Annotated in this window: 23 protein-coding genes; 8 read left to right on the top strand and 15 right to left on the bottom strand. The window is 67.2% G+C overall.

The genetic code is table 11. From position 1 onward, the window contains the following. The first annotated feature begins 31 nt into the window (after positions 1 to 31). Complete coding sequence (locus tag NM962_05785) at positions 32 to 958, top strand: DUF2993 domain-containing protein (GenBank protein UVO14569.1); 927 nt, start codon at positions 32 to 34, stop codon at positions 956 to 958. A gap of 9 nt (positions 959 to 967) precedes the next feature. Next, positions 968 to 1,732, top strand: coding sequence for a DUF2993 domain-containing protein (locus NM962_05790; protein ID UVO13614.1), 765 nt, complete (start codon positions 968 to 970; stop codon positions 1,730 to 1,732). Positions 1,733 to 1,736: 4 nt separating this feature from the next. On the opposite strand, the gene NM962_05795 is transcribed toward NM962_05790, so the two are convergent. The 8 genes from NM962_05795 to NM962_05830 all read right to left on the bottom strand — a co-directional run bounded on the left by NM962_05795 (position 1,737) and on the right by NM962_05830 (position 7,370). Then, positions 1,737 to 2,243: a hypothetical protein gene (locus NM962_05795; GenBank protein ID UVO13615.1), complete on the bottom strand. Its 507-nt coding sequence runs from the start codon at positions 2,241 to 2,243 to the stop codon at positions 1,737 to 1,739. Then, positions 2,240 to 3,124, bottom strand: a complete 885-nt coding sequence (locus NM962_05800; GenBank protein UVO13616.1) for a C2 family cysteine protease — start codon at positions 3,122 to 3,124, stop codon at positions 2,240 to 2,242. The genes NM962_05795 and NM962_05800 overlap by 4 nt, the downstream gene beginning before the upstream one ends. Before the next feature lie 317 nt (positions 3,125 to 3,441). Continuing rightward, the gene (gene deoC, locus NM962_05805; protein ID UVO13617.1) at positions 3,442 to 4,125 is read right to left on the bottom strand and encodes a deoxyribose-phosphate aldolase; all 684 of its coding nucleotides are present in this window, start codon (positions 4,123 to 4,125) and stop codon (positions 3,442 to 3,444) included. Continuing rightward, complete coding sequence (locus tag NM962_05810) at positions 4,125 to 4,532, bottom strand: DUF2599 domain-containing protein (protein UVO13618.1); 408 nt, start codon at positions 4,530 to 4,532, stop codon at positions 4,125 to 4,127. The genes deoC and NM962_05810 overlap by 1 nt, the downstream gene beginning before the upstream one ends. Positions 4,533 to 4,536: 4 nt before the next feature. Further along, the gene (locus NM962_05815) at positions 4,537 to 4,818 is read right to left on the bottom strand and encodes a DUF2516 family protein (protein ID UVO13619.1); all 282 of its coding nucleotides are present in this window, start codon (positions 4,816 to 4,818) and stop codon (positions 4,537 to 4,539) included. 43 nt (positions 4,819 to 4,861) lie between these two features. Further along, positions 4,862 to 5,473, bottom strand: coding sequence for a heparin-binding hemagglutinin (locus NM962_05820; GenBank protein ID UVO13620.1), 612 nt, complete (start codon positions 5,471 to 5,473; stop codon positions 4,862 to 4,864). 61 nt (positions 5,474 to 5,534) lie between these two features. Further along, complete coding sequence (locus NM962_05825) at positions 5,535 to 5,927, bottom strand: helix-turn-helix domain-containing protein (protein ID UVO13621.1); 393 nt, start codon at positions 5,925 to 5,927, stop codon at positions 5,535 to 5,537. Between the two features lie 87 nt (positions 5,928 to 6,014). Continuing rightward, a complete protein-coding gene (locus NM962_05830; GenBank protein UVO13622.1) occupies positions 6,015 to 7,370 on the bottom strand; it encodes a DUF445 domain-containing protein in 1,356 nt (451 codons plus the stop codon). Between the two features lie 203 nt (positions 7,371 to 7,573). Here NM962_05830 and NM962_05835 point away from each other — a divergent pair, with 203 nt between their 5' ends. Further along, entirely contained in the window at positions 7,574 to 8,323 is a 750-nt protein-coding gene (locus NM962_05835; protein UVO13623.1) for a TetR/AcrR family transcriptional regulator, read from the top strand. Positions 8,324 to 8,464: 141 nt separating this feature from the next. Then, entirely contained in the window at positions 8,465 to 8,914 is a 450-nt protein-coding gene (locus NM962_05840) for a hypothetical protein (GenBank protein ID UVO13624.1), read from the top strand. 4 nt (positions 8,915 to 8,918) lie between these two features. Here NM962_05840 and NM962_05845 read toward each other — a convergent pair whose 3' ends face one another. From NM962_05845 to NM962_05855, 3 genes are all read right to left on the bottom strand, one after another. Beyond that, on the bottom strand, positions 8,919 to 9,734 hold the full coding sequence (locus NM962_05845) for a 3-hydroxybutyryl-CoA dehydrogenase (GenBank protein ID UVO14570.1): 816 nt from the start codon (positions 9,732 to 9,734) through the stop codon (positions 8,919 to 8,921). Between the two features lie 228 nt (positions 9,735 to 9,962). Then, positions 9,963 to 11,249: an isocitrate lyase gene (gene aceA / locus NM962_05850; protein ID UVO13625.1), complete on the bottom strand. Its 1,287-nt coding sequence runs from the start codon at positions 11,247 to 11,249 to the stop codon at positions 9,963 to 9,965. A 300-nt stretch (positions 11,250 to 11,549) separates the two neighbouring features. Further along, positions 11,550 to 12,365 (bottom strand): acyl-[acyl-carrier-protein] thioesterase, encoded by an 816-nt coding sequence (locus NM962_05855; GenBank protein ID UVO13626.1) that lies wholly within the window; start codon positions 12,363 to 12,365, stop codon positions 11,550 to 11,552. Positions 12,366 to 12,449: 84 nt separating this feature from the next. Between NM962_05855 and ramB the strand changes: the two genes are divergently transcribed. The 3 genes from ramB to NM962_05870 are packed head-to-tail and all read left to right on the top strand — an operon-like array spanning position 12,450 to position 15,877. After that, positions 12,450 to 13,877, top strand: coding sequence for an acetate metabolism transcriptional regulator RamB (gene ramB / locus NM962_05860; protein ID UVO13627.1), 1,428 nt, complete (start codon positions 12,450 to 12,452; stop codon positions 13,875 to 13,877). After that, positions 13,874 to 14,413: a carboxymuconolactone decarboxylase family protein gene (locus tag NM962_05865; GenBank protein UVO13628.1), complete on the top strand. Its 540-nt coding sequence runs from the start codon at positions 13,874 to 13,876 to the stop codon at positions 14,411 to 14,413. The genes ramB and NM962_05865 overlap by 4 nt, the downstream gene beginning before the upstream one ends. A gap of 6 nt (positions 14,414 to 14,419) precedes the next feature. Further along, positions 14,420 to 15,877 carry a DUF92 domain-containing protein gene (locus NM962_05870; GenBank protein ID UVO13629.1) on the top strand — a complete coding sequence of 486 codons (1,458 nt, stop codon included), beginning with the start codon at positions 14,420 to 14,422 and terminating at the stop codon, positions 15,875 to 15,877. A gap of 96 nt (positions 15,878 to 15,973) precedes the next feature. Here NM962_05870 and NM962_05875 read toward each other — a convergent pair whose 3' ends face one another. Further along, a complete protein-coding gene (locus tag NM962_05875; protein UVO13630.1) occupies positions 15,974 to 16,231 on the bottom strand; it encodes a hypothetical protein in 258 nt (85 codons plus the stop codon). Positions 16,232 to 16,457: 226 nt separating this feature from the next. On the opposite strand from NM962_05875, the gene NM962_05880 reads away from it, so the two are divergent. Beyond that, positions 16,458 to 17,594 carry an FHA domain-containing protein gene (locus NM962_05880; GenBank protein UVO13631.1) on the top strand — a complete coding sequence of 379 codons (1,137 nt, stop codon included), beginning with the start codon at positions 16,458 to 16,460 and terminating at the stop codon, positions 17,592 to 17,594. Positions 17,595 to 17,650: 56 nt separating this feature from the next. Here the strand turns inward: NM962_05880 and NM962_05885 are convergent, their stop codons facing one another. The 3 genes from NM962_05885 to NM962_05895 are packed head-to-tail and all read right to left on the bottom strand — an operon-like array spanning position 17,651 to position 22,806. Next, positions 17,651 to 18,139 carry a MarR family transcriptional regulator gene (locus NM962_05885; GenBank protein ID UVO13632.1) on the bottom strand — a complete coding sequence of 163 codons (489 nt, stop codon included), beginning with the start codon at positions 18,137 to 18,139 and terminating at the stop codon, positions 17,651 to 17,653. Further along, positions 18,127 to 19,971: a fatty acyl-AMP ligase gene (locus NM962_05890; GenBank protein UVO13633.1), complete on the bottom strand. Its 1,845-nt coding sequence runs from the start codon at positions 19,969 to 19,971 to the stop codon at positions 18,127 to 18,129. Before NM962_05890 ends, NM962_05885 begins: the two co-directional genes overlap by 13 nt. A gap of 3 nt (positions 19,972 to 19,974) precedes the next feature. Further along, complete coding sequence (locus tag NM962_05895) at positions 19,975 to 22,806, bottom strand: hypothetical protein (GenBank protein UVO13634.1); 2,832 nt, start codon at positions 22,804 to 22,806, stop codon at positions 19,975 to 19,977. Between the last annotated feature and the right edge of the window lie 11 nt (positions 22,807 to 22,817).

A 22,817-nucleotide genomic window follows, 5' to 3' on the forward strand; every position in this document is an offset into this window, starting at 1 on the left:
ACCGGAGCCGTCCGCTTCGCCCACCCGTCAGATGCCGGCGGGCGGTCGTGAAGAGCCCACCACCCGAATTCCCGCGGCGCCCGCACAGCCTCCCGTGCCGCCGCAGGCCCCGCCGCCTCCGCACGCCACCGTGCCGCCGCCCGCGGATCCGTCGCCGGCACCCGCCGGTGAGGCGCCCACCACCGTGATCCAAGCCCCGACTGCCCCGTCGCGGTCGGCGTCGGTGCTACGTGACCCGCTAGCCCTGGTCCTGATCTTGGTCACGGTGGTCGCGCTGGCGCTGGCCGGATTGATCGGCGCCGAACTGATCGCCCGCCGTATCGGCGACAGCAAGGTCGCCAAGGCCACCGAATGTGTGGTGAACGACAAGGCCACCGCCTCGTTCGGGGTGACGCCGCCGTTCCTGTGGCAGCACATCACCGGCAACTACACCAACATCTCCATCCACACCGCGGGCAATCAGGTCAAAGACGCCAAGCAGATGACGGCCGACCTGAGCATCTCCGATGTCGATCTGCACGGCACCGGCGACTCGCGGGGCACCATCGGTTCGCTGCAGGCGACGCTGACCTGGCCGTCGGCCGGGATCAAAGAGACCGTTCAGAACATGGTGCCGATCCTGGGCAACCTGGTCTCCGACCTCAAGACCAATGCACAGGACGGCACCGTCGAGTTGCGGGGTGCATTCGGTCTGGCCACCGTCGTGGTCAAGCCCGAAGTCGTCAACGGCGGCCTGTCCCTGCAGGTGCAGAAACTGACCGGCCTGGGCGCCCTGACCCTGCCGCGTGAGTCGCTGCAGCCCGAGTTGGACAGGTTCGCCTCGGAGCTGACCAAGCGTTATCCGCTCGGTCTGCGCGCCGACGGCATTGAGGTCACCGACACCGGCGTGGTGGCGCGGTTCTCCACCCATAACGCCTCGATTCCGCGGACCGACGACCCCTGCTTCGAGCATCTGTAACCTTGCACAATGAGTGCACCCGGACCCACACATCGGTTTTCCGGCCTGCCGGCGATCATGCTGGCCTTGACCGCGGTGCTCGCAATAGCACTGGTAGGAATGCTCGGCGGTGAGCTCTACGCCCGCCACCGCGCGAACGCTCTGGTGGCCGACGCCGTCAAATGCGAGGCGCAGGACAGCGCCACCGTGTCGTTCGGGACCACTCCCCCGGTACTGGCCCAATACTTCAACGGCGAGTACTCGCACATCTCAGTCAAGACCGCCGGCAACCAGATCCGGCAGGCCAAGGGCATGCAGCTCGAGCTGGACATCCGCAACGTCCGGCTGAACAAGGGTGCGGGCGCATCAGATCCCAAGGGCACCATCGGGTCACTGGACGGCACCATCACCTGGCCGGCCGAGGGCATCAAGCAATCGATTCAGGACGTGGTCCCGATGATCGGCAGCATTGTCACCGGCAGTGTCACCGCCGATCCGGGCGCCGGCACCATCGCGCTCAAGGGCCTGCTCAACAAGGCGACGGTCAAGCCACAGCTGGTGAACAACGGACTGTCGCTGCAGGTGGTCGACCTGGAGGCGTTGGGCCACGATCTGGATACCGACACCGTGCAGCGCCGCCTCGACGAGCTCACCGCAAAGGTGACCGATGATCTTCCGCTGGGCATCCACCTCGACAGCGTGCAAGTCACCGATTCCGGTGTGGTGGTGAAATTCTCGACTCAGAATGCGGCTATCGAGGGGTCTTCGTCGAATCAGTGCTTCGAATCGCTGTAAGGCGTCAGGTCCGGGCGAGCCGGAAGTATCCGTAGAGATAGGTGTCCGTGTCAGCCGCGCCCGACATCGGCGTGCTGTTGAAGCCGGCGACCAGGATCAGGTCGTCGTTGAACCAGCGCCGAAGCCCACCGCTGTGTCCGTACACGCTGTATTCGACGGCCAAGTCGTCCGAGAAACCGTCGCCCGTCAGCGCGTAGCCGGACGGCGCGAGGCACGGTCCGACGAAGTGCCGCAATGCATCCCAGACCAGTGGCGCCCCCGAAGCAAGAAACCGTTCGTCAGCGACCCGGTAACCGGGCGCTATGCCGTCGGCGAATTCTCGTAACCGCCGCTCTGCGCCGGCGTGATCCGGTACCGATGCGACGGGGATGTCGGCGCTCTGGGCGTACACCCGGATGTCCTCCAGTGCGGGCGGCGCAGCGCTTCGGTACTGCCAGAAGACATATCCGGCAAGGACTAGGACGACTCCCGCCACTGCTGCGCTTATCACCATCGTCTTGCTTGCTTTCATCCGAGTGAACCGATGTTGACGGACGCCATCGGGTGCGTGCCGAGGGGGCCGGGCAGCCCGGAGCCGATGAGGTCGCCGAGCCGGACGGTGACCAGCGCATCGGGGGTGTCGATCGGCGTTCCGATATTGGTCTCCCACGGATTTCGCAGCGTCACCATGGCGTCGCTGCCGGCACCGCTGACGTCTTCGACGACATACACATGACTTTGCGTCAACGGCGCTCCTTGGGAAGAAGTCGAGATCGTCACCGGCTGATGATTGGCCAGTGCCCCGGAAATCGCTTGGTCGATATGCTGATTGGTGAACCAGACATTCTCCGGGTTGATCACGGTGCCGCGATTACCGGTCAGCGCCTCCATCGCATCCTTGGCGTAGCCACCCTGCCCGATCCCCACTTCATTGCCGATGGCATCGGCGAGATCCTTTCCGGGGTATTTGAGTTTCGCGTACGCCGACTCCAGCACGGTCGGCCACAGCGCAGCGTCGGGTCGGCCGTTGTCGAGCCAACTTGCGCCGTGGTGGTTGATGTCGGTGTCGATATCGGCCTGCGTCACGTCGATGCGCTTCCACTCATGCCCATCCCAGAGCGTGACGTCGAAATTGCCTGTCTCGTCGTCGAAATGAATACGATCTTTGATCCACTGCGGGTTGGCGTTGGCGACGGCGCCCATGGTGGCATCCAGATAGCAGTCCCCGACGCTGTCCTGTTTCACGTCCGCGGCGGTGGGATCATGCGGGTAGAGATCCTTGCCGGTCCACCGGCGTTCGCCGTCGCGGGTGTCGACCGGAGGGGACAGGGGCGTGCCGTCGCCCATCGGGTACCGCAGCGAGTGCAGCGTACCCGTTCTGCTCGCGCTGTCAGCAGAGACGTCGTCCACCACGCGGTGGATATCTCTGGCCTTGGCGGCCAGGAATGCCTGGAACTGCCGAGCAGCTGCCGGGGTGTCGAGGCCGAGTACGTCTTGCCGGGCAACGACATCGCAGATTTCGACCTCTATGGCGTCAAGGCTTCGGCGTCTCCACACCGCCTTTCGGCACGCCCCGGTGAGCGCCTGCGGTCCACGTCAGCGGCCGTGGCCAGGCGCTGCGCCAAATCCTGCTCGCGCGCACGCGCGGCGTCGGCGAACGCACCACGCACATCGGGCATAGCCGCAAAGGCTATCGGCGGTCTGCAGACTTGGGTAGTCACCCAGTGGCGCTACCCCAGTCCGTCGAGCACCGCCCGAGTGCCGGACAGCCCTAGCCGGGTCGCCCCGGCCTCGATCATGGCCAGCGCATCGTCGGCACTGCGGATACCACCGCTGGCCTTGACCCCCAGCCGGTCACCGACCGTGTCGGCCATCAGTGACACCGCGTGCACGCTCGCGCCGCCGGAGGGATGAAATCCGGTGGAGGTCTTGACGAAGTCCGCGCCGGCGTCTTCGGCGACCCGGCAGGCGGTCACCAGAGCGGCGTCGCCGGCGAACTCCAACAGCGCGGCGGATTCGACGATCACCTTGAGCACCGCCTGGGGCACGGCGGCGCGCACCGCGGCAATGTCGGCGCCCACCGCGGCAAGATCACCCGCCAGTGCCGCACCGACGTCGATGACCATGTCGATCTCGGCCGCCCCATCCGCCGCGGCCAGTGCGGCCTCCTGAGCTTTGACCACCGACAGATGCTTGCCGGACGGGAATCCAGCTACCGCGGCGATCGGGACGCCAGAGGGGTTGGCACCAGCCGCAACGGCCACCAGCGACGGCGATACGCACACCGCGGCCACACCGAGTTCGGCGGCTTCGGCGACAATGGCGACCACCTGCTCCGCGGTGGCTTCGGGTTTGAGCAGGGTGTGATCGACCAGTTTGGCCACCTGGTCGCGGTCCCATCGGGTGGTGGGCATCAGAAGGCCTCCTCGGCAGCACCCGGATTGCATCCGGATTCGAGCATGGTCACGCCGTCGACGACGGGGCGCCACGGCTCAAGGTTCCAGCTGGTCTTGCCGGGTCGGGCGAACTCGGCGTAGCTCCAGTGGCAGAGAAATTGGTCGCGCATGCCGGGAGTATCGGCGTCGGGAGCGCTGGCGAGCACCTCCCGCCAGGCCTGTTCGCCCGCACCGTCGGTGTCGAGCCGAAGGGCCGCCGCCCGCGCGGAGGGGGTCGGGTACACCCGCAGACTCGCCCGGCCGTCGTAGCTGACCCACTCGGTGTGGTCGACATAGCCGGACAACCCAGTATCGGCGGTGGCTGGCGCCGCGCCCAACACCGCGGCCGCGGCGCTCAAGGCGGCAAGGACGAACGCACGCAGCATGGGGCTAGTGAGACTTGCCTTGGACCTCGAGGAGTCGGGGCCGCACATCCACCAGGTAGACCCCGGCCGCGCACGCCGCAATCGCCATCCCCATCACCTGCAACACCAAAGCCAGCAACCCGCAGACCCCGAGAATCACCAGCCAGACCGGCTTGGTGAGCTTGTCGGCGGCGGTGTAGGCGTCGGAGCGCTGCATCGCCGCGTGCACGAAGGCGTACACCGACGTCGCGAAGACAGCGATCTGCAAAACGCCAAGGACGGTACCCACCAGGTTCGCAGCGATCACGCTGCAAGCCTAGGCGGGCACCGTCCCGGGCGTCGAACTGCTACTACTTCTGGGTGACCTTCTTGGCCGGAGCCTTCTTGGCCGGAGCCTTCTTGGCAGCCGCGGCCTTCTTGGCCGGAGCCTTCTTGGCAGCCGGAGCCTTCTTGGCCGGAGCCGCCGCGGGCTCGTCCTTCTTGGGCAGCTCGATGCCGACCAGCTTGGCGGCACGCTCGCCGACCTCACGGGTCTGCGACGCGACGTTGCCCAGCACCTCCTGGGTCAGCTCGACAGCCTGGTCGACGTAGCCCTCCACCTGTGCCGAGGCGTCGTCCAGACCGGACTGGCTGCGCAGCCGCACCAGGGCAGCCTCACCGCGTGCCACCAGGTCGTTGTACCGGTCGCTGGCAGCCTCCACGTAGCCCTCAGCGGCCTTGCGCAGCTCCTCGGCGGTGAAACGCTCCCGCAGCTCGGCGAACTGCTCGGGCAGCTCCTCCTGCAGCTTGGTCAGGCGAGCGCGGCTCTCCTCCACCCGGGTGCTGGCGTCCTCGCGGGCTTCGCCGGCGCGGTCACGCAGGTTGGCGACGAGGTCGTTCACGGTGGCCAGCGCCAGGTCGGCGGCGCCGAGTGCGGCGAGCAGCGGGGCCTTCAGTTCATCGATGGTCGGGTTCTCGGCCATGTCGGGTTCCTTTCGGGTTGAAATCGTGCGTAGGTAATTCGGTCAGGAGAACGACAGAGGATCAATCAGGTGGCGTCTCCTCACCGTCGGCTTCGTTCTGCTGGACGAAGGAGGTGTAGATGTCGAGCAGAACCTGCTTTTGCCGTTCCGTGATCGCCGCATCGGCAATGACAGCGTCACGGACCTCGCTCTTCTCGCTCGGCTCCAAAATTCCCGCCCTGACGTAGAGCACTTCGGCGGAAACCCTTAGAGCCTTAGCGATCTGGTTGAGGACGTCAGCAGAAGGCTTACGCAGTCCACGTTCGATCTGGCTCAGATACGGGTTGCTGACGCCGGCCTTGTCGGCCAGCTGACGCATGGACACCTGCGCGGCTTCGCGCTGGGACCGGATGAAGCTACCGATATCCGCCGCTGCCGTGGAGACCACTGCGGCGAGCTTGTCATCCTGCGACACCGGTGACCCCTTTCGTGGACTGGCGATTGCTGACACGTGCCACGATAAGGCCTAGTGCTAACTTTTGCAAGCACTTGCTAGCGCAGGTCAGAACATAAGTTGAGCTATGGCGTAGATCACCAGACCGGCCAACGAGCCGACCACCGTGCCGTTGATCCGGATGAACTGCAAGTCACGCCCGACGTGCAGTTCGATTCGCCGGCTCGCCTCGGCGGCATCCCAACGCTCGATGGTCTCGGTGATGATCGCGGTGATCTCCACCCCGTAATGGCCCACCAGATGTTGGGCAGCCCGCACGATCCAGTTATCGACCTTGTCGCGCAGTTCGGCCTTGTCCCGCAACGACTCTCCGACCTGGACCACGGTCGCCGCCACCCGGGTCCGCAGGGCGCTGGACGGGTCGTCGACCCCCTCGAGCACCAGCCGCTTGAGGGTCCGCCAGGCCGTCGCCGCGGCGTTGGCGACTTCCTCGCGCGCCATCAGCTGTTCTTTGACCGCGTCGGCTTTCGCGATGGTCGCCTGGTCGTGCTGCAGATCGTCGGCGAATTCGAACAGGAATCGGGTCGCGCTGCGCCGCAGTTCATGATCGGGATTACGGCGCACCTTGTCGGTGAAATCCATCAGTTCGCGGTGGATGCGGTCCCCGACCAGGTGGTCGACGAATCGCGGCGACCACGTCGGCGAGTCACGCTCCACCACCCGCTGGATGACTTCGCCGGCATTGAGCGACCACTGGAAGGCCCGGTCGGCCAGCAGCTGGATCAGCGCCTCCTGCCGGTTTTCCGCCAGCAGCGAACCCAGAACCCGGCCCACCGGCGGACCCCAGTGCGGCTCGGCGATCCGTTGCACGATCATCCGGTCGATCACGTCTTGGACGTCGTCGTCGCGCAGCATCTCGATCAGGACCCGCAGCACGGTCGAGGTCTCGGCGGCCACCCGCTCGGCATGCGTCGGCTCCGACAGCCATTTACCCACCCGACCGGCGATCTGCGCGTCGCGCAGCTTGGTCTCGATCACCGGCGGTGACAGGAAGTTCTCCCGCACGAAGGTGCCCAGCCCCTCCCCGAGCTGGTCCTTCTTGCGCTTGATGATCGCGGTGTGCGGGATGGGTATACCCAGCGGGTGCTTGAACAGTGCGGTGACCGCGAACCAGTCCGCCAGCGCGCCGACCATGCCGGCCTCGGCCGCGGCGCCGACGTAACCCACCCAGACGGGGGCAGCAGCGCCATCTGCCTGCGCCCATCGGCACAGCAGGAAGACCACAGTGGCGCCGAGCAGGAAGCTCAGCGCCACCACTTTCATCCGGCGCAGGTCACGCAATCGGACTGCGTCGGCGCCCGGATCGGCGCCCGCGAACGACTCCGCCAAGGACTGCATGGCCTGCGCGGCGCCCGGCCAACTCGACTGGTTCTCTGGATGCACCACCCCACCATCATCCGCCATCTGCGCGGCGGGGCATATGCGGCGGTTTCAGCTTCGCCTCGCCTCCGGCGATCCTCGCTAAACCGCCGGGTATATGCGGCGGTTCCAGCTTCGACTCGCGTCCGGCGAGCCTTGCTAAACCGCCGGTAACTGTTACCGGACCACAAAGTTTGCTGGACCAGCCCGTATTATCTATTAGGTCTAGGGAATGGGAATCCGCGATAGTGGCAGAACAGCTCAAGGCCGGCACCGCAAAGACCGACGGTCGCAAACGGCGTTGGCACCAGCACAAGGTCGACCGTCGCAACGACCTCATCGACGGAACGATCGAGGCGATCCGGCTCCGCGGCCGCTATGTGAGCATGGACGAGATCGCCGCGGAGATCGGCGTGTCCAAGACCGTCCTGTACCGGTATTTCGTCGACAAGAACGACCTCACCACCGCGGTGATGATGCGCTTCGCGCAGACCACGCTGATCCCGAATATGGCGTCGGCGTTGTCGGCCAATCTGGACGGGTTCGACCTGGTCCGCGAGATCATCCGGGTATACGTGCAGACCGTGGCCAACGAACCCGAGCCGTACCGGTTCGTGATGGCCAACAGCTCGGCCAGCAAGAGCAAGGTGATCGCCGACTCCGAGCGCATCATCGCCCGGATGCTCGCGGTGATGCTGCGCCGCCGGATGAACGCGGTCGGGATGGACACCCGCGGGGTCGAGCCGTGGGCGTACATGACGGTCGGCGGCGTGCAGCTGGCCACCCACTCCTGGCTGCTGGACCCGCGGATGAGCTCCGACGACCTGATCGACTACCTGACGATGATGACCTGGAATGCGCTGTGCGGGATCGTCGAGGTGGGCGGATCGCTGGAGAAGTTCAACGCCGGGCCGCACCCGTCACCGATACTGCCGTGGCGGCGGGCGGCCAACGCGCAAGCGCGCAACGCCGACGTATCGACGCAGTCCGCCCACTGACCTGACCTCGCCCATCGGGCACTGCCGAATACCAGGGAAATCCCTGTTTCTCTCAACGGCTGCATCTCCTACCGTCGCAAACAGGTCGTCAGAACCGACCAGTTGTGACGCGAACGATCGAGGGAAAGCAGGTGCCGCACCATGGCGACAACGGGCTACAGACTGGCCGCCAAGACGGTCTTGTCGGCACTGATCACCGCCGGAGCATTCGTGAGCTGTCCCCCACTGGCCAACGCGGACGACCCGGAACCGCCGCCAGGGCAGGGACAGGATGCTTGCGCCAACGGCGACCAGGGGCAACCACAGGACCCGCAGGCGTGCGGCGCCGGTATCGCCAATCGGGCCATCGGCGAGGCCCAAAGCGCCGCCGAACAGGCGGCCCGCGCCGCCGGCCAGAACGGTCAGAACGCGCAGAACGCTCCGACCGACCGTCCACCGCAGGACCTCATCACCAACTCGGCCTGCGTGATCTTCAACGGGGTCCCGACCCTGATACCGCCGACCGGCTTGACCCGCACCGCCTCACCGTTCGACTCGCCCATGGAGGGCAAGCCCTGCTGGTACGCGTTCGGCGTGACGCCGACGCACTAGCCGATCAGTAGGTGTAGAAACCCCGGCCCGACTTCTTGCCCAGCTGGCCGGCCTCCACCATGCGCAGCAGCAGCGGCGGCGCGGCGTAGAGCGGCTCCTTGAACTCCTCGTACATCTTGTCCGCGATCAGCTTCAGCGTGTCCAGCCCGACCAGGTCGGACAGCCGCAGCGGTCCCATCGGGTGCGACAGGCCGGCGACGATCGCCTTGTCGATGTCCTCGACGGTGGCAAACCCGGACTCGAGCATGCGAACCGCCGACAGCAGGTAGGGCACCAGCAGGGCGTTCACCACGAAACCGGAGCGGTCCGAGCAGCGCACCACCTGCTTGCCCAGTACCGCGCTGGCGAACTCCTCGGTGCGGTCGGCCGCGGCAGGGTCGGTGACCAGCGTGCTGACCAGCTCGACCAGTGGCAGCACCGGAACCGGGTTGAAGAAGTGCAGGCCCAGCACTCGCTGCGGGTTCGCCGTGGCGGCGGCGATCTTCATAATCGGGATGGACGAGGTGTTCGACGCGAGCACGGCGTCCGGGTCGGTGATCACCCGGTCCAGCTCGGCGAAGATCTTCGCCTTGACGGTGTCGTCTTCGATGACGGCCTCGATGACCAGCTGCCGGTCCGCCAGCTCGCCGAGGTCGGTGGTGAAGGTCAGGTTGCCGACGGCGTCGTCGCGCTCGCGTTCGGTGATCTTGCCGGCGCTCACGCCGCGCTCCAGCGACTTGACGATCCGGTTGCGGCCTGCCGTGACCAGTGCGTCGGTGGTCTCGAAGATCTTCACCTCGACGCCGGCACGCGCCGACACCTCGGCGATTCCGGCGCCCATCTGCCCGGCTCCGATAACACCTACTCGTTGGATCGACACGGTCTCCCTTTCAGTCAACGGCAGCAACAGGCCCCGCCCAGGCTGGCTGGGCGGGGCCTGCGCTGTCAACTCCCCCGCGGCGCAATCCGACTTCCACCGCGGGAAATCTCTTCCCCCGCGAGCAGACACAAACTCGCACTACCTGAGCGGCAACTACGCGAGTCTGCGTCTGCTCGGCGGGTTGATGGCCTAGTGGAACTGGCCCTCTTCGGTCGAGCCGGCCAGCGCCGTGGTCGACGAGGTCGGGTCCACGGTGGTGGCGATCCGGTCGAAGTACCCGGCACCCACCTCGCGCTGGTGCTTGGTGGCGGTGTAGCCCCGCTCCTCGGCGGCGAACTCACGCTCCTGCAGCTCGACGTAGGCGCTCATCTGCTTGCGGGCGTAGCCGTGGGCCAGATCGAACATCGAGTAGTTCAGCGCGTGGAAGCCGGCCAGGGTGATGAACTGGAACTTGAAGCCCATGGCGCCCAGCTCGTTCTGGAACTTCGCGATGGTCGCGTCGTCCAGGTGCTGGCGCCAGTTGAACGACGGCGAGCAGTTGTAAGCCAGCATCTGGTCGGGGAACTCGCTCTTGACGCCCTCGGCGAACTTGCGGGCCAGCTCCAGGTCCGGCGTGCCGGTCTCCATCCAGATCAGGTCGGCGTACGGGGCGTAGGCCTTGGCCCGGGCGATGCACGGCTCCAGACCGTTCTTGGTGTAGTAGAAGCCCTCCGCGGTCCGCTCACCGGTGATGAACGGCTGGTCGCGCTCGTCGACGTCGGAGGTGATCAGGGTGGCGGCCTCGGCGTCGGTCCGGGCGATCACCACGGTCGGCACGTCGGCGACGTCAGCGGCCAGACGGGCCGAGGTCAGGGTGCGGATGTGCTGCTGAGTGGGGATCAGCACCTTGCCGCCCAGGTGGCCACACTTCTTCTCCGAGGCCAGCTGGTCCTCCCAGTGCGAACCCGCGACACCGGCGGCGATCATCGCCTTCTGCAGCTCGTAGACGTTGAGCGCGCCACCGAAGCCGGCCTCGCCGTCGGCCACGATCGGGGCCAGCCAGTTGTCCACCGAGGTGTCGCCCTCGACCTTGGCGATCTCGTCGGCACGCAGCAGTGCGTTGTTGATCCGGCGCACCACCTGCGGCACCGAGTTGGCCGGGTAGAGGCTCTGGTCGGGGTAGGTGTGGCCGGACAGGTTGGCGTCACCGGCGACCTGCCACCCGGACAGGTAGATGGCCTTCAGACCGGCCCGGACCTGCTGGACGGCCATGTTGCCGGTCAGCGCACCGAGAGCGTTGATGTAGTCCAGGTCGTGCAGCTGCTCCCACAGCACCTCGGCGCCACGACGGGCCAGGGTGTGCTCCTCGACGACGTGGCCCTGCAGCGCAACGACATCCTCGGCGGAGTAGGTGCGGGTGACACCCTTCCAACGCGGGTTGTGGTCCCAGTCGTGCTGGATCTGCTCGGGGCTCTTCGGCGTGCCAACGGTCGACATAGGATGCGCTCCTTTGCGTTTTCGATCGGCCGGGGTCGCCGGACCCGAGAATTGCTTCCCGGCTTTGCTAACACCCCGATCGATTCACTGGTGTGTTAATCCGACCTTGGCACAGCACATCTGCCCAGGTCCAGCCGTTTCCGTTGCCAACTTAAGCCACGTATAGCGAACAAATTGCAAAGTTTGCGAAGAACCGTAGGGAAACCCCGTCACGAAATCAGCCCCAAAGCTACCGGCCGGTAACATATCCACACTGGTCAGCGCCCGTTTTAGCAGTACGCCCGTACTGACTAGAACGTGTTACAGCGGGAAGATTGCGGCGAGGGCCTTGACCTCTTCGCCTACCAAGTATGTGAGCGTTCTAACAGTGCGATCGATCAGTCCGGGCCCGAACTGATCAGTCGATCCAGCGGGGTGGACGTGGGAGACGATCTCTAGTTTGTCGCCCAGCGCGACTGGGGCTTCGTGTTCCAGGTTGACCCGCAGCGGTGCTTCGAGCAGCTCCGGGTAACTCGACAGGTAGTCCTCGACCACGGTCCAGTACACCGAGTTGTTCATGTGGTCGAACAGGTCGATGTCGGTGAACCGAAGCGGGTACTCGTGGATCTCGGCGGCGTCCTCCCTGCCTCCGGCCTTCAGGTAGGCCTTCCAACGCAGCCGATCGACGGTGGTGGTGCGCTTGAGCCGGTCCAGGAAACCCTCGGAGATCCGCGCGGGTCCCTGCGTCTCGCGGTTGATATTGATCCAGAACGCCTCGGATTCGATCAGCCCGCCCTTGCGGCCATCGATGCGAACCCGCATCTCACACCAGCGGTTGGAGGTGCCCGAACACCAACGCCGCATCCGCAGCATGTCCTGGAACTCGATCGGACGAATCAGGTCCATCATGGTGCGCCGGACGATCCACAGCGGGTGCGTCTCCTGATATCCGCCCTCCCGCAACTGATCCTGGCCGATGTCCTGGATGTGGCGGGCGGCCGCGTCCATCCGCAGCCGGCCCAGGCGGTCGATGTCGGCGACCCGCAGTGGCCACTGCCGGTCGAACACGTCGGGATGTGGATCCGGCACCGGCATCAAAACCTTGGCCAGGCCAGTCGGCTCCTGCGTCTGCTGCATCGCTGCTCCCGTGGTCTTTCCCTGAGCGGATCATGCCATGCCAACAATGCGAATGCCGCCTTCGCAGCAGGTAGGGTCGGTTGGGTGGCCAAGACGTATGTCGGAGCCCGGGTGCGCCAGCTGCGCAGCGAACGCGGGTTCAGTCAGGCTGCACTGGCCCAGATGCTGGAGATCTCACCGAGCTACCTCAACCAGATCGAGCATGACGTTCGTCCGCTGACCGTCGCGGTGCTGCTCCGGATCGCCGAGGTATTCGGCGTGGACGCCAGCTTCTTCGCCTCCCAGGACGACACCCGGCTGGTCGCCGAGTTGCGCGAGGTCGCCATGGACCGCGACCTCGACATCGACGTAGACCTGGCCGAGGTGGCCGAAATGGTCAGTGCCCACCCCAAATTGGCCCACGCAATGGTCAACCTGCACCGCCGCTACCGCATCACCACGGCCCAACTCGCCGCAGCCACCGAGGAGCGCTTCTCCGACGGCAGCGGCACCGGCGCGATCACCATGCCGCACGAAGAGGTTCGGGATTACTTCTATCAACGCCAGAACTACCTGCACGAACTCGATGCCGCCGCCGAAGATCTGGCCACCCGGATGCGCAGGCACCAGGGCGAATTGGCCGTCGAGCTGGCCAATCGGCTCACCGAGGTGCACGGGGTGCACATCAACCGCCGCATTGATCTGGGCGAGACGGTGCTACACCGCTACGACGCGGAAACCCGCACCCTGGACATCTCCAACCACCTGTCCTGGGGGCAGCGCGTGTTCAAGATGGCCGCCGAACTGGCCTACCTGGAATTCGACGACCAGATCTCCGCCATGGTCGAAGAGGGAAAGTTCACCTCGAAGGATTCCCGCACCCTGGCCCGGCTCGGGTTGGCCAACTATTTCGCGGCGGCGATCGTGTTGCCCTACGGGCAGTTCCACGACAGCGCCGAGACATTCCGCTACGACATCGAACGACTGTCGGCTTTCTACCGCGTCAGCTACGAGACCATCGCCCACCGGCTGTCCACCCTGCAGCGGCCGTCGATGCGGGGTGTGCCGTTCTCCTTCGTCCGGGTTGATCGGGCCGGAAACATGTCAAAACGACAGTCAGCCACCGGCTTTCATTTCTCCTCCAGCGGCGGTACCTGCCCGCTGTGGAACGTCTACGAGTCATTCGGCAACCCGGGAAAGATCCTGGTCCAGATCGCCGAGATGCCCGACGGCCGCAAGTACATGTGGGTGGCTCGCACCGTCGAACGCCGTGCCTCCCGCTGGGGCCAGCCGGACAAGACCTTCGCGATCGGGCTCGGTTGCGAACTGCGCCACGCCCACCGGCTGGTCTACTCCGAAGGGCTGGATCTGGCGGCCGGCCACGACGTCCCGGCCACCGCGATCGGGGTGGGCTGCCGCGTCTGCGACCACGACAACTGCCCGCAGCGAGCCTTCCCCGCGTTGGGCCGTGACCTGGATCTCAACGAACATCGCAGCAGTGTCTCGCCGTATCTGGTAAAGCAACAGCGGTGACTGTTCGTATCCCCGATTCCCCCGGCCTGCGCGACCTCGGTGTCACGAACTGGCTGGTGTGCAAAGTCGTCGCCCTGCGCCAGCACGTGCCCCGGGCGCACCTGTTCACCACGCTGGGCCAGCACCGGCGGCTGATGTGGTCCTGGCTGCCGTTCGGCGGGGTGCTCATGCGCGGCGGCAAGCTGCCGAACCGCGACACCGAGCTGGTGATCCTGCGGGTGGGGCACCTGCGCGACAGCCAGTACGAACTGCAGCACCACCGCCGGATGGCCCGGGCGGTCGGTATCGACGACGCCACCCAGACGCGCATCTTCGAAGGCCCCAACGCGGACGGGCTCACCGACCGGCAGCGGGTGTTGCTGACCGGGGTCGACGAACTGGTTCAGACCCGCACGCTCTCCGATGCCACCTGGGCGCAGCTGGCCGAACATCTGGATCGGCCCCGGCTGATCGAATTCGTCATGCTGACCAGCCAATACGACGCCCTGGCCGCCACTCTGAGCGCACTGCGAGTGCCGCTGGACTTCGATGAGTAGTCCTGCGTGACCGCTACCGTGAGCCACGACCTGGCCGTCGCCGGGGGCGGGGTCCTGCTGATCGCAGCAGTCCTGATCGTGGTCGGGCGCGCACTGGCACGACGGGGGGCCAGCCCCCTGGTCACCCGCAAGATCCCGCACGCACTGTGCGGGCTGTTCGCCGCCCTGGCGGCCTTCCATCTCTCGCACGGGGTGGTGGTGGCCGGCGTGCTGGCCGCGGCGACGGTGGCCTTGACGGTCATCGTGGAGCGCGGTCTGATCCCGGTGCCCGGCGTCTTCGACGGCACCCGGTCGCGCGACTACGGACTGGTGGGCTTTGCCGCCGGGGCGTTGGTCGCGGTGCTGGCGTTTTGGCCGGATCGGGTCGCCATCGCAGCAGGTGTGGTGGTGCTGGGGCTGGCCGACGCCGGTGCGGCGCTGATCGGGGACCGCTACGGCAGGCACCGGGTCGAAGCCGGCGGCGGGGTCCGCTCACTGGAGGGGTCGGTGGCCTTCGTGGTCATCGCGTTCGCCGTGTCGTGGGTATTCTGCCGGGTCGGCCTTGAACTGAATACGTTTATGGCGGTGTCGGTTTCGCTGTTCGTTGCGATGACCACAGCCGCGGTGGAACTTCTGGTACTGCCCGCGGCGGACAACCTGCTGATCACGCCGTGGGTTGCGTTACTGCTGCACGTGGCGCGGGAGCTGTCCACCGACGACGCGCTACGGTGGCTGGCCGCGGTGGTATTCGGCTGCGCCATCGTGCCGTTCATGCTGCGGATGCGGTGGTTGGATCTACCGGGCGCACTCAGCGGTGGCCTGATCGCCGGGGCGGCCGTCGGCCTCGGCGGGTGGGCGTGGATCATCCCGGCCGCGTTGTTCTTCTCGCTGACCAGCCTGCTCACCGCGTATCGCCGCCCGGTCCGGTCCGGGGGCATGCGCACGATGAGCCAGGTCGCGGTGAACGCCGGCCTTCCGGTGCTGGTTCCGGTGATCGGTTATGCATTCACCCGCGACCCGATCTGGTACGCCGTGTCGATCGGCGGGATCGCGGCCGGCATCGCCGACTCCTGGGCCTCGGAGATCGGCCGCTTCTCCTCCCGCGAGCCGCTGTCACTGCGCACCTGGGCCCGGGTGCCCAAAGGCACCTCGGGGGCGGTATCCCCGCTGGGTTCGGGTGCGACGGTGTTGGGGGCACTGGCCGTCGGCGCGTTCGGTGCCCTGTTCGGTGGTCTCGCGATGGTGCCGGTGGGCCTGGCGGCCGGCGTCGTCGGATCCCTGGTCGACACTTTGATCGGCGCCACCGTGCAGGCCCGCTTCGCCTGCGCGACGTGCGGCGCCACCGTGGAGGACACCCTGCACTGCGGCGCGCCTACGCAGCCGTCCACCGGCTGGCGATGGATGGGCAACGACGCGGTCAACGCCTGCGCGAACGTGGCCGGCATGGTGGTGGGTTTCGGGGTTTTCGGGCTGATGGGGGGCTGAGGCGCGCTCAGCACCTGGATGTTCCCGTTGGCATCGGACGGATGAAAATGGCGGGCCACCGTGTGGTGGCCCGCCTTTCTCATGGGGTCTCCCGAATCACCAGCGGTGTCCAGAACCCACCGTGGAGAGATCCTGGCGGTGGTGCTTGAGTTCGTGCTTCTCCCGCCGCAAGGCCTTCTTGCGGTCGTGATGGTCCAGCCGGATGTCAGGGCCGGACTGGCTGTAGACGCTCTGGCCGGTCTGGTAGCCCGCCGGAGCGGCGTTCGCCGTCGCCATTCCAGCACCGAACAGTCCCGACAGCCCGATAGCGGCTGCGATCGAGGACGCGCACACCACCCGCTTTGCGTTCATCATCAACTCACTCTCTCGAGTCCAACCCCCGGCTGGGGCCAACAACACCAGGCTGCGGCAGACCCCTTGCGGAACGCTCGACAGATTCTTGAGACATTCTTGCGCCGCGCGGGATGGCGGGCGTGAGCTCGGCGGACGGCCGCTCAGCTGCCTCGGAGGAACCGCCGGTATACCTGTTACGTCTCGTCAGGGGACCGGCAGCGGTGAACCTTGAAAGGTTGGTGGCGCGATGAACCCGACCCTGGAGTTCGGCGTGTTGGGACCGCTGCAGATGAGCGTCAACGGGACGCCGGTTCCGCTGGGCGCGGCAAAACAGCGGGCGGTGCTGGCCATGCTGGTGATCAACCACAACCGGCCGGTCTCCGTCGAGTCATTGATCGACGCCGTCTGGGGTGCGAGGCCGGTTCCGGCGGCGCGGGCGAGCATCCAGTCTTACGTGTCCAATCTGCGCCGACTGCTCGCCACCGCCGGGGTCGAACCGCAGGCGGTGCTGGCGAGCGCGCCGCCGGGATACCGACTCTCCTTCGCCGACGCCCACTGGGACCTGGGACGCTTCGGCACCGAGCGGAACCTGGGCATGAAGGCCGCGGCGGCTGGACGATTCGACGATGCCAGCAGCCATCTATCGGTGGCGCTGGCCGAATGGCGCGGTCCGGTCCTCGATGACCTGCGCGAGTTCGCCTTCGTCGACGCGTTCGCCACGGTGCTGTACGAGGACAAGGTGGTGGCCCAAGTCGCCCGGGCCGAAGCCGACATCGCTTGTGGGCGAGCGCATGCCATCATCGGCGAGCTCGAGGCGCTCAGCGCCGCGCATCCCTACCGCGAACGGCTGTGGGCACAGCTGATCTCCGCCTATTACGCCGCGGAGCGTCAATCTGACGCCCTGGACGCCTATCGGCGCCTGAAAACAGCCCTGGCGCAGGATCTCGGGATCGACCCCGGACCTACGGTCAGTGCTCTTCATGAGCGGATACTGCGCCAGCAGCCCCTGCACGCCGAAAGGGCCGCCCGCAGCACCACTGCGCACAGCGCCATCAGGCTCGCCCCGAATGTCGCGACAGCTCAGGGGTCCTCGTGCGCCGAGCTGCGAGACGGGGCCGGACACCGTCATCGACTGGATGCCACGACGACTCGGATCGGGCGACTCCCCGACAACGACATCGTGATCGATGACGATGACGTCAGCCGGAACCACGCGGTAATCGGCTACACCGGAGCGGGTTTCGTGATCACAGATCTGCGGTCGACCAATGGTGTCCTGGTCGAAGGCCGGCGGATTCACGCCAGCGTCACCCTGGCTGACGGTGATCGCATCCATATCGGCAGCCACGAGTTCGTCTTCGAGATCAGCCCGCGCGGTCGCTGACACACTGGCTGTTCGGCATTCGCCTCGAACCGGAACAACTACTGCGAATGCCCGGCTCACCCGGGTCGGGTCAGGGCATTGCTGATTTGGTTGCAGGTAGCTGCCATGGCTGCGATCCGGGAACCATTCAGCGGTCCCAGGAAGTGGGTGCGGACGGCGTTGGCGTAGGTGATCATGGCCTGTTGCACCACCGTTCGCCCCGTTGCGGTGATGGTGACGACGACGCGGCGACGGTCGCGGGGGCTGACGTCTCGCAGTACCAGGCCGCGCTCATCGAGGCGCCGGATCTGTCGGGTGAGCCGGCTGGGCGGGGCGGCCAACACCTCGGTCAGCTCCGCCATCGGGATACTGCCAGTAGCGGAACCCTCCAGCAGATTGAGCAGCTGCACATCGGCCAACGACAGCTGGTGGGCATCGTGCAGTTCCCGGTTGATCACCGTGGTCATCCGCAGGACGGTCGCCAGGTAGTTCTGCCACGACTTCTGTTCCGCCGAATCCAATTCGTCGGCGCTGCGGCCCGCCCGGCCCGGGATCATGAACGGCATGCCCCTTGCCGCCGTATCAGCTCGACGACTTTGGCTCCCAGCGATTCACCCGCGTACCAGTGAGCCAGCGCATCGAGGTCGCCATCCAAGTACCGGCAGCGGCACGCGCCACGCCGGATCTCACCGCCCGAGCCGGTGGGCAGTTGCATCGCCTCCACCAACACGATCGAACACGCTTGAATGCCATGATGTTTGTCGAGTGCGGACTGAATCAACGCCACCAGTGTGGCTAGTTCAGCGTCACCGATTTCGCAGCGGGCTTCGTGAACCACCACCAATTGTTCGGAATCGTCGGTGAAGACCGCCCCGCGTCCCGAGAGCAATACCGAATGGCAGTCCGCCACGGTAGCTTCCAGTTCGTGCGGGTAGTAGTGCACCCCATCGAGCACTATCAAGTCTGGGCAGGCGCCGGTGACGAACAGTTCCCCACCCCGCACGAACCCGCGATCCCCGGTACGCAGAAACGGTCCACCACCACCGTCGGCGAGGAACGCCTCGAAGATCTGATCGCTGGCCGCCGGTGCGCCCCAATAGCTCTGGGCGACACTGGGTCCACCCACCCAGATCTCCCCGACCTCATCGGGCCCGCATTCCATACGGGTGGCGGGGTCGACGATCACCACATGTTGGCGGGGGCGACCACAGCCGACCACCGCAACAGCATTCGGGTCGTCCTGGTGGGCCTCAGCAATCCAACCAGACGCCAGACCGGCCCGATCGACATGACACACCGTCGGCCTGTCCGAGCCGCCGGAGACAAGCATGGTGGCCTCCGCCCGTCCATACACCGGCATGAACGCGTCGCCGCGAAACTCAGCTGGGGAGAACGCCTCCGCGAATCTCAGCATCGTGGCCGCCCGCACCGGCTCACCCCCGTTGATCACCGCAGTCGACAGGGTCGACAGATCCAGGCCCGCACGTTCGGTTGGGGTGCTGCGCTGCACGCACCACCGATACGCCGAATCTGGGGCCATCGTCACCGTGGCCCGCCAGCGTGAGATCGCCTCCAACCAACACATCGGCCGTTGAAGGAACGCCGACGGCGCCATCAACACCGTGCTGGCACCCAGGTAGAGCGGCGCCAATACCGTGCCGATCAAGCCTCTTTCGTGATGCGTCGGCAACCACGACACCACCACATCACGCGAGTCTGCCAACCCCGCCGCCGCGACCGCCGCCACCGCAGCCATCACGTTCTCATGGGTCACCACCACACCCGCCGGATGCCGCGCCGGCCCTGCCGAATACTGAATCAGCGCAATGCTGTCGGAATCGACCGCAGGTGCCATCCACGCATCAGGATCACCGTCATCGGTGCCGCACCACACCACAGGGCCGCCCCGCAAACCCCCGGCCGCCGCGTCCACCGCCCCGCGAATACTCGGCGGCAGCCGCGCGGAGGCCACCGCGAACCCCGCCCCCGCATCGGCGATCACCAACGCCAACCGCGGCCCCACCCGCTGCGCCACCGGCACCGCAATAGCCCCGGCATACAGACACCCGAAAACGCCGGCAATGCCATCCAATCCGGGACCACACAGCACCAACACCCGCTGGCCGGAAGCACCCAACCCCTGAAGCTGCGACCCGATCGCGCGAGCCCAGGCATCCAATCCCCGATACGTCACCTGGCTCGCGGCCCGGCCATCCCCGTGATGGGAGAAGCTGAACGCAGCCTTCTCCCCCAACCGCGCCGCCTGCTGACGCACCAACTCCACCACCGTGTCCGCGGTCGGTATCGCGTCCCCTGCCCGTTGGACGGCCCTACCTGACTCGACGCGATCACGGCCACCGAACCCCGCAAGGGCCCAGTGACCGTGATCGCCGTCCATCGCCTAACCAGGCTGGCCGTTGGCGCCAGTCGCGCCTGCGGTACCCGATTGGCCGCCCGGCGTTCCACCACCGCCGCCGCTACCTCCGGCGCCACCGGTGCCCGGCGTCCCGGCGCTGCCGCTGCCGGTGGGTGTGCCGCTATTGCCGCCGGCTCCACCGGTACCACCGGCGCCACCATCGCCGCCGACACCTTCGGCACCATGGGTTCCGCTGGTGCTCGCCCCGCCCGCGCCACCGGTGCCACCAACGCCGCCGGCGCCACCGACACCGCCATTGCCGCCGGCCAGGCCGTTACCGGCACGGTCCACACTGCCGTTGCCGCCGGCGCCACCGGTGCCCCCGGTGCCCCCGGCGCCGCCGGCGCCGCCGACACCACCGGTGCCGGTGACCGCGGTGCCGCCGGTGCCGCCGGTACCGCCGGTACCACCGACCCCTCCGTTGCCGCCGTTGCCGCCGGCCGCGCCCACGTAACTACTGCCGGTGACACCGGCCTGGCCGTACCCGCCGGCACCGCCGTTACCGCCGGCACCGCCGTTGCCGGTACCCGTCGCCGCGCCACCCGTACCGCCTTGGCCGCCGTTGCCGGCGCTGCTCGGACGGTCGCTGTATTGGTAGCCGCCGGCGCCACCAGTGCCGCCATTGCCGCCATTGACGCTGCCGGCGCCAGCGCCGCCATTGCCGCCGGCACCGCCATTGCCGCCGGTACCTCTGTCGCCATAGCCGCCGGCACCACCAGTGCCGCCGTTACCGGCGTGGGCGGGCCCGATGCCCAAAGTGTTGGTCGGGACTGCGATGCCGCCGCTGGCGCCGCCGGCGCCCCCGGCACCACCATCAGCGCCGCTCGTGACCGCCCCGAAGCCACTCCCCAAAGCTTGACCACCGGCACCTCCGTTACCGCCGGAGGCGGTGCCATAACCGCCGGCACCACCGGCTCCGCCGACACCACCGGTGCCGGCACCGCTCCCCTCCGCCGGGCTTCCGCCGGGACCGCCCAAGCCGCCGGCACCGCCATTGCCACCGACGCTGATGACACCAGCGCCAGTAGCTCCGTCCGCACCGGCACCACCATTCCCGCCCGCACCTGCGGTGGCACCCGCCGCGTACGCACCTCCCCCAGTGCCGCCGGCGCCGCCGTTGCCGCCGATGCTGAAGATGGTGCCGTTATAGTTCCAGCCGCTGCTGGCCCCGCCGGCACCACCGTCCCCGCCGGCGACGCCGACGGTCGCGGTGCTTCCGATACCGGCGAAAAGGCCGCCGGCACCACCATTGCCGCCCCTGAACGTCCCGGTACCACCCTGCCCGCCTGCACCGGCCGCCCCGCCGGTCCCACCATTGCCGCCGGCCCCGCCGGCACCTCCGTTGCCGCCGTTGGTTTCCACGGTGTCGTCGGTGGTGGCGCCGTTACCGCCAGCGCCGCCCTGACCGCCGGCACCACCCGTCCCGGCCACACTGCTAGCGCCTCTGCCAGCCCTGCCGCCAGCACCGCCCGTGCCGGAGGTCGCCTCACCACCATTCCCGCCATTGCCGCCATTGCCGCCGGTGTTATCACCCAGCGAACTACCGCCATTAGCTCCGTTGCCGGCGGCGCCGCCGCGCAGGCCGTCACCGCCGTTACCGCCAGCGCCGCCATAGCCGCCGATCTCGCCGCTTCCGGCCGCAGCGCCGCCGCCGCCGAGACCGCCGTTGCCTTCGAATACGCCATCGACTTCGTAGCCGTTCCCGCCATTACCGCCGGCGCCGCCGTTCCCGCCGTCACCGACCTGCCCGGCCTGGTTCCACCAGTTGAAATAGTTGGAGCCCGCGGCGCCGGCGGCACCGCCTGCGCCGCCCCGCCCCATTAGACCAACGTTCCTGCCGCCGGCGCCGCCGTTGAGGTGAGCGGCGATGCCGTCGCTGACACCGTTGGCGCCGTTACCGGCGTTACCGCCGTTACCGCCGGCACCACCGTTACCGCCGTCGCCGATGAAGAATCCACTGCGGCCCCCGGCGCCCCCGGCGCCGCCCTCACTGCCCCCCACACCCGCACCGTTGCCGCCGTTGGCGAAGGTGCCGTCGGCGCCGTCGACACCGTTGCCACCCGCCCCGCCGTTGCCGCCGTTACCGAACAGCCAGCCCGCCGCATCACCACCGGCACCACCCGCGCCGGCGGTCAAAGCACCGGCGCCGGCGGCGTCCCCACCGGTGCCGCCGTCACCGCCGTTGCCCATGAAGGTGCCGCCGGTACCGCCGTCACCTCCGGCCGCACCGAGGCCACCGGCACCGCCGGCACCGCCGTCACCGAACATCCCTGCGGCTCCACCGTCACCGCCGGCGACACCCGCGTTGGCGCTTTCGTCGTAGCCCGCTCCGCCATCACCGAACAGCAGTCCGCCGTCGGTGCCGTTCGGATCGGACTCGGTTCCGGCGGTGCCATTGCCGATCAAATACACCCCAGCGAACTGGTTGACGGCATTGTCGACGGACTCACCGAGCGAACTATTGATCCACGCCTCCATACCGGTGTGCATCGGTGTGTAGATCCACTGGTCGACAAACTGCGCCATGTTGAACGTCGAGGCTGCGGTGGAATCCAACGCTGAGGCCACAGCCGAACTATCACCGGCGAACGTGGAATTCAATGCCGCCACCCAACTGCTCACATCGGCACCTAGGGTGGGGTCGATGCTGGACAGCGAATCGATGATGGGATCCAGGATCAGGTCGAGCTCATCGGCGCTCGCTGCGGGGGCACCGGCCAATGGGGCCATGCCGAACGCTAAGAACGCGCCCACCGCGCTGGTGGCGCCAATCGCCGGCTTACCGCGCAACGGGTTTGGCTTGCTGTGAGGACTCATCGTGGAAAACC

It is taken from the genome of Mycobacterium sp. SVM_VP21 (assembly GCA_024758765.1).
In the GTDB taxonomy this organism is placed as follows: Bacteria; Actinomycetota; Actinomycetes; order Mycobacteriales; family Mycobacteriaceae; genus Mycobacterium; species Mycobacterium heraklionense_C.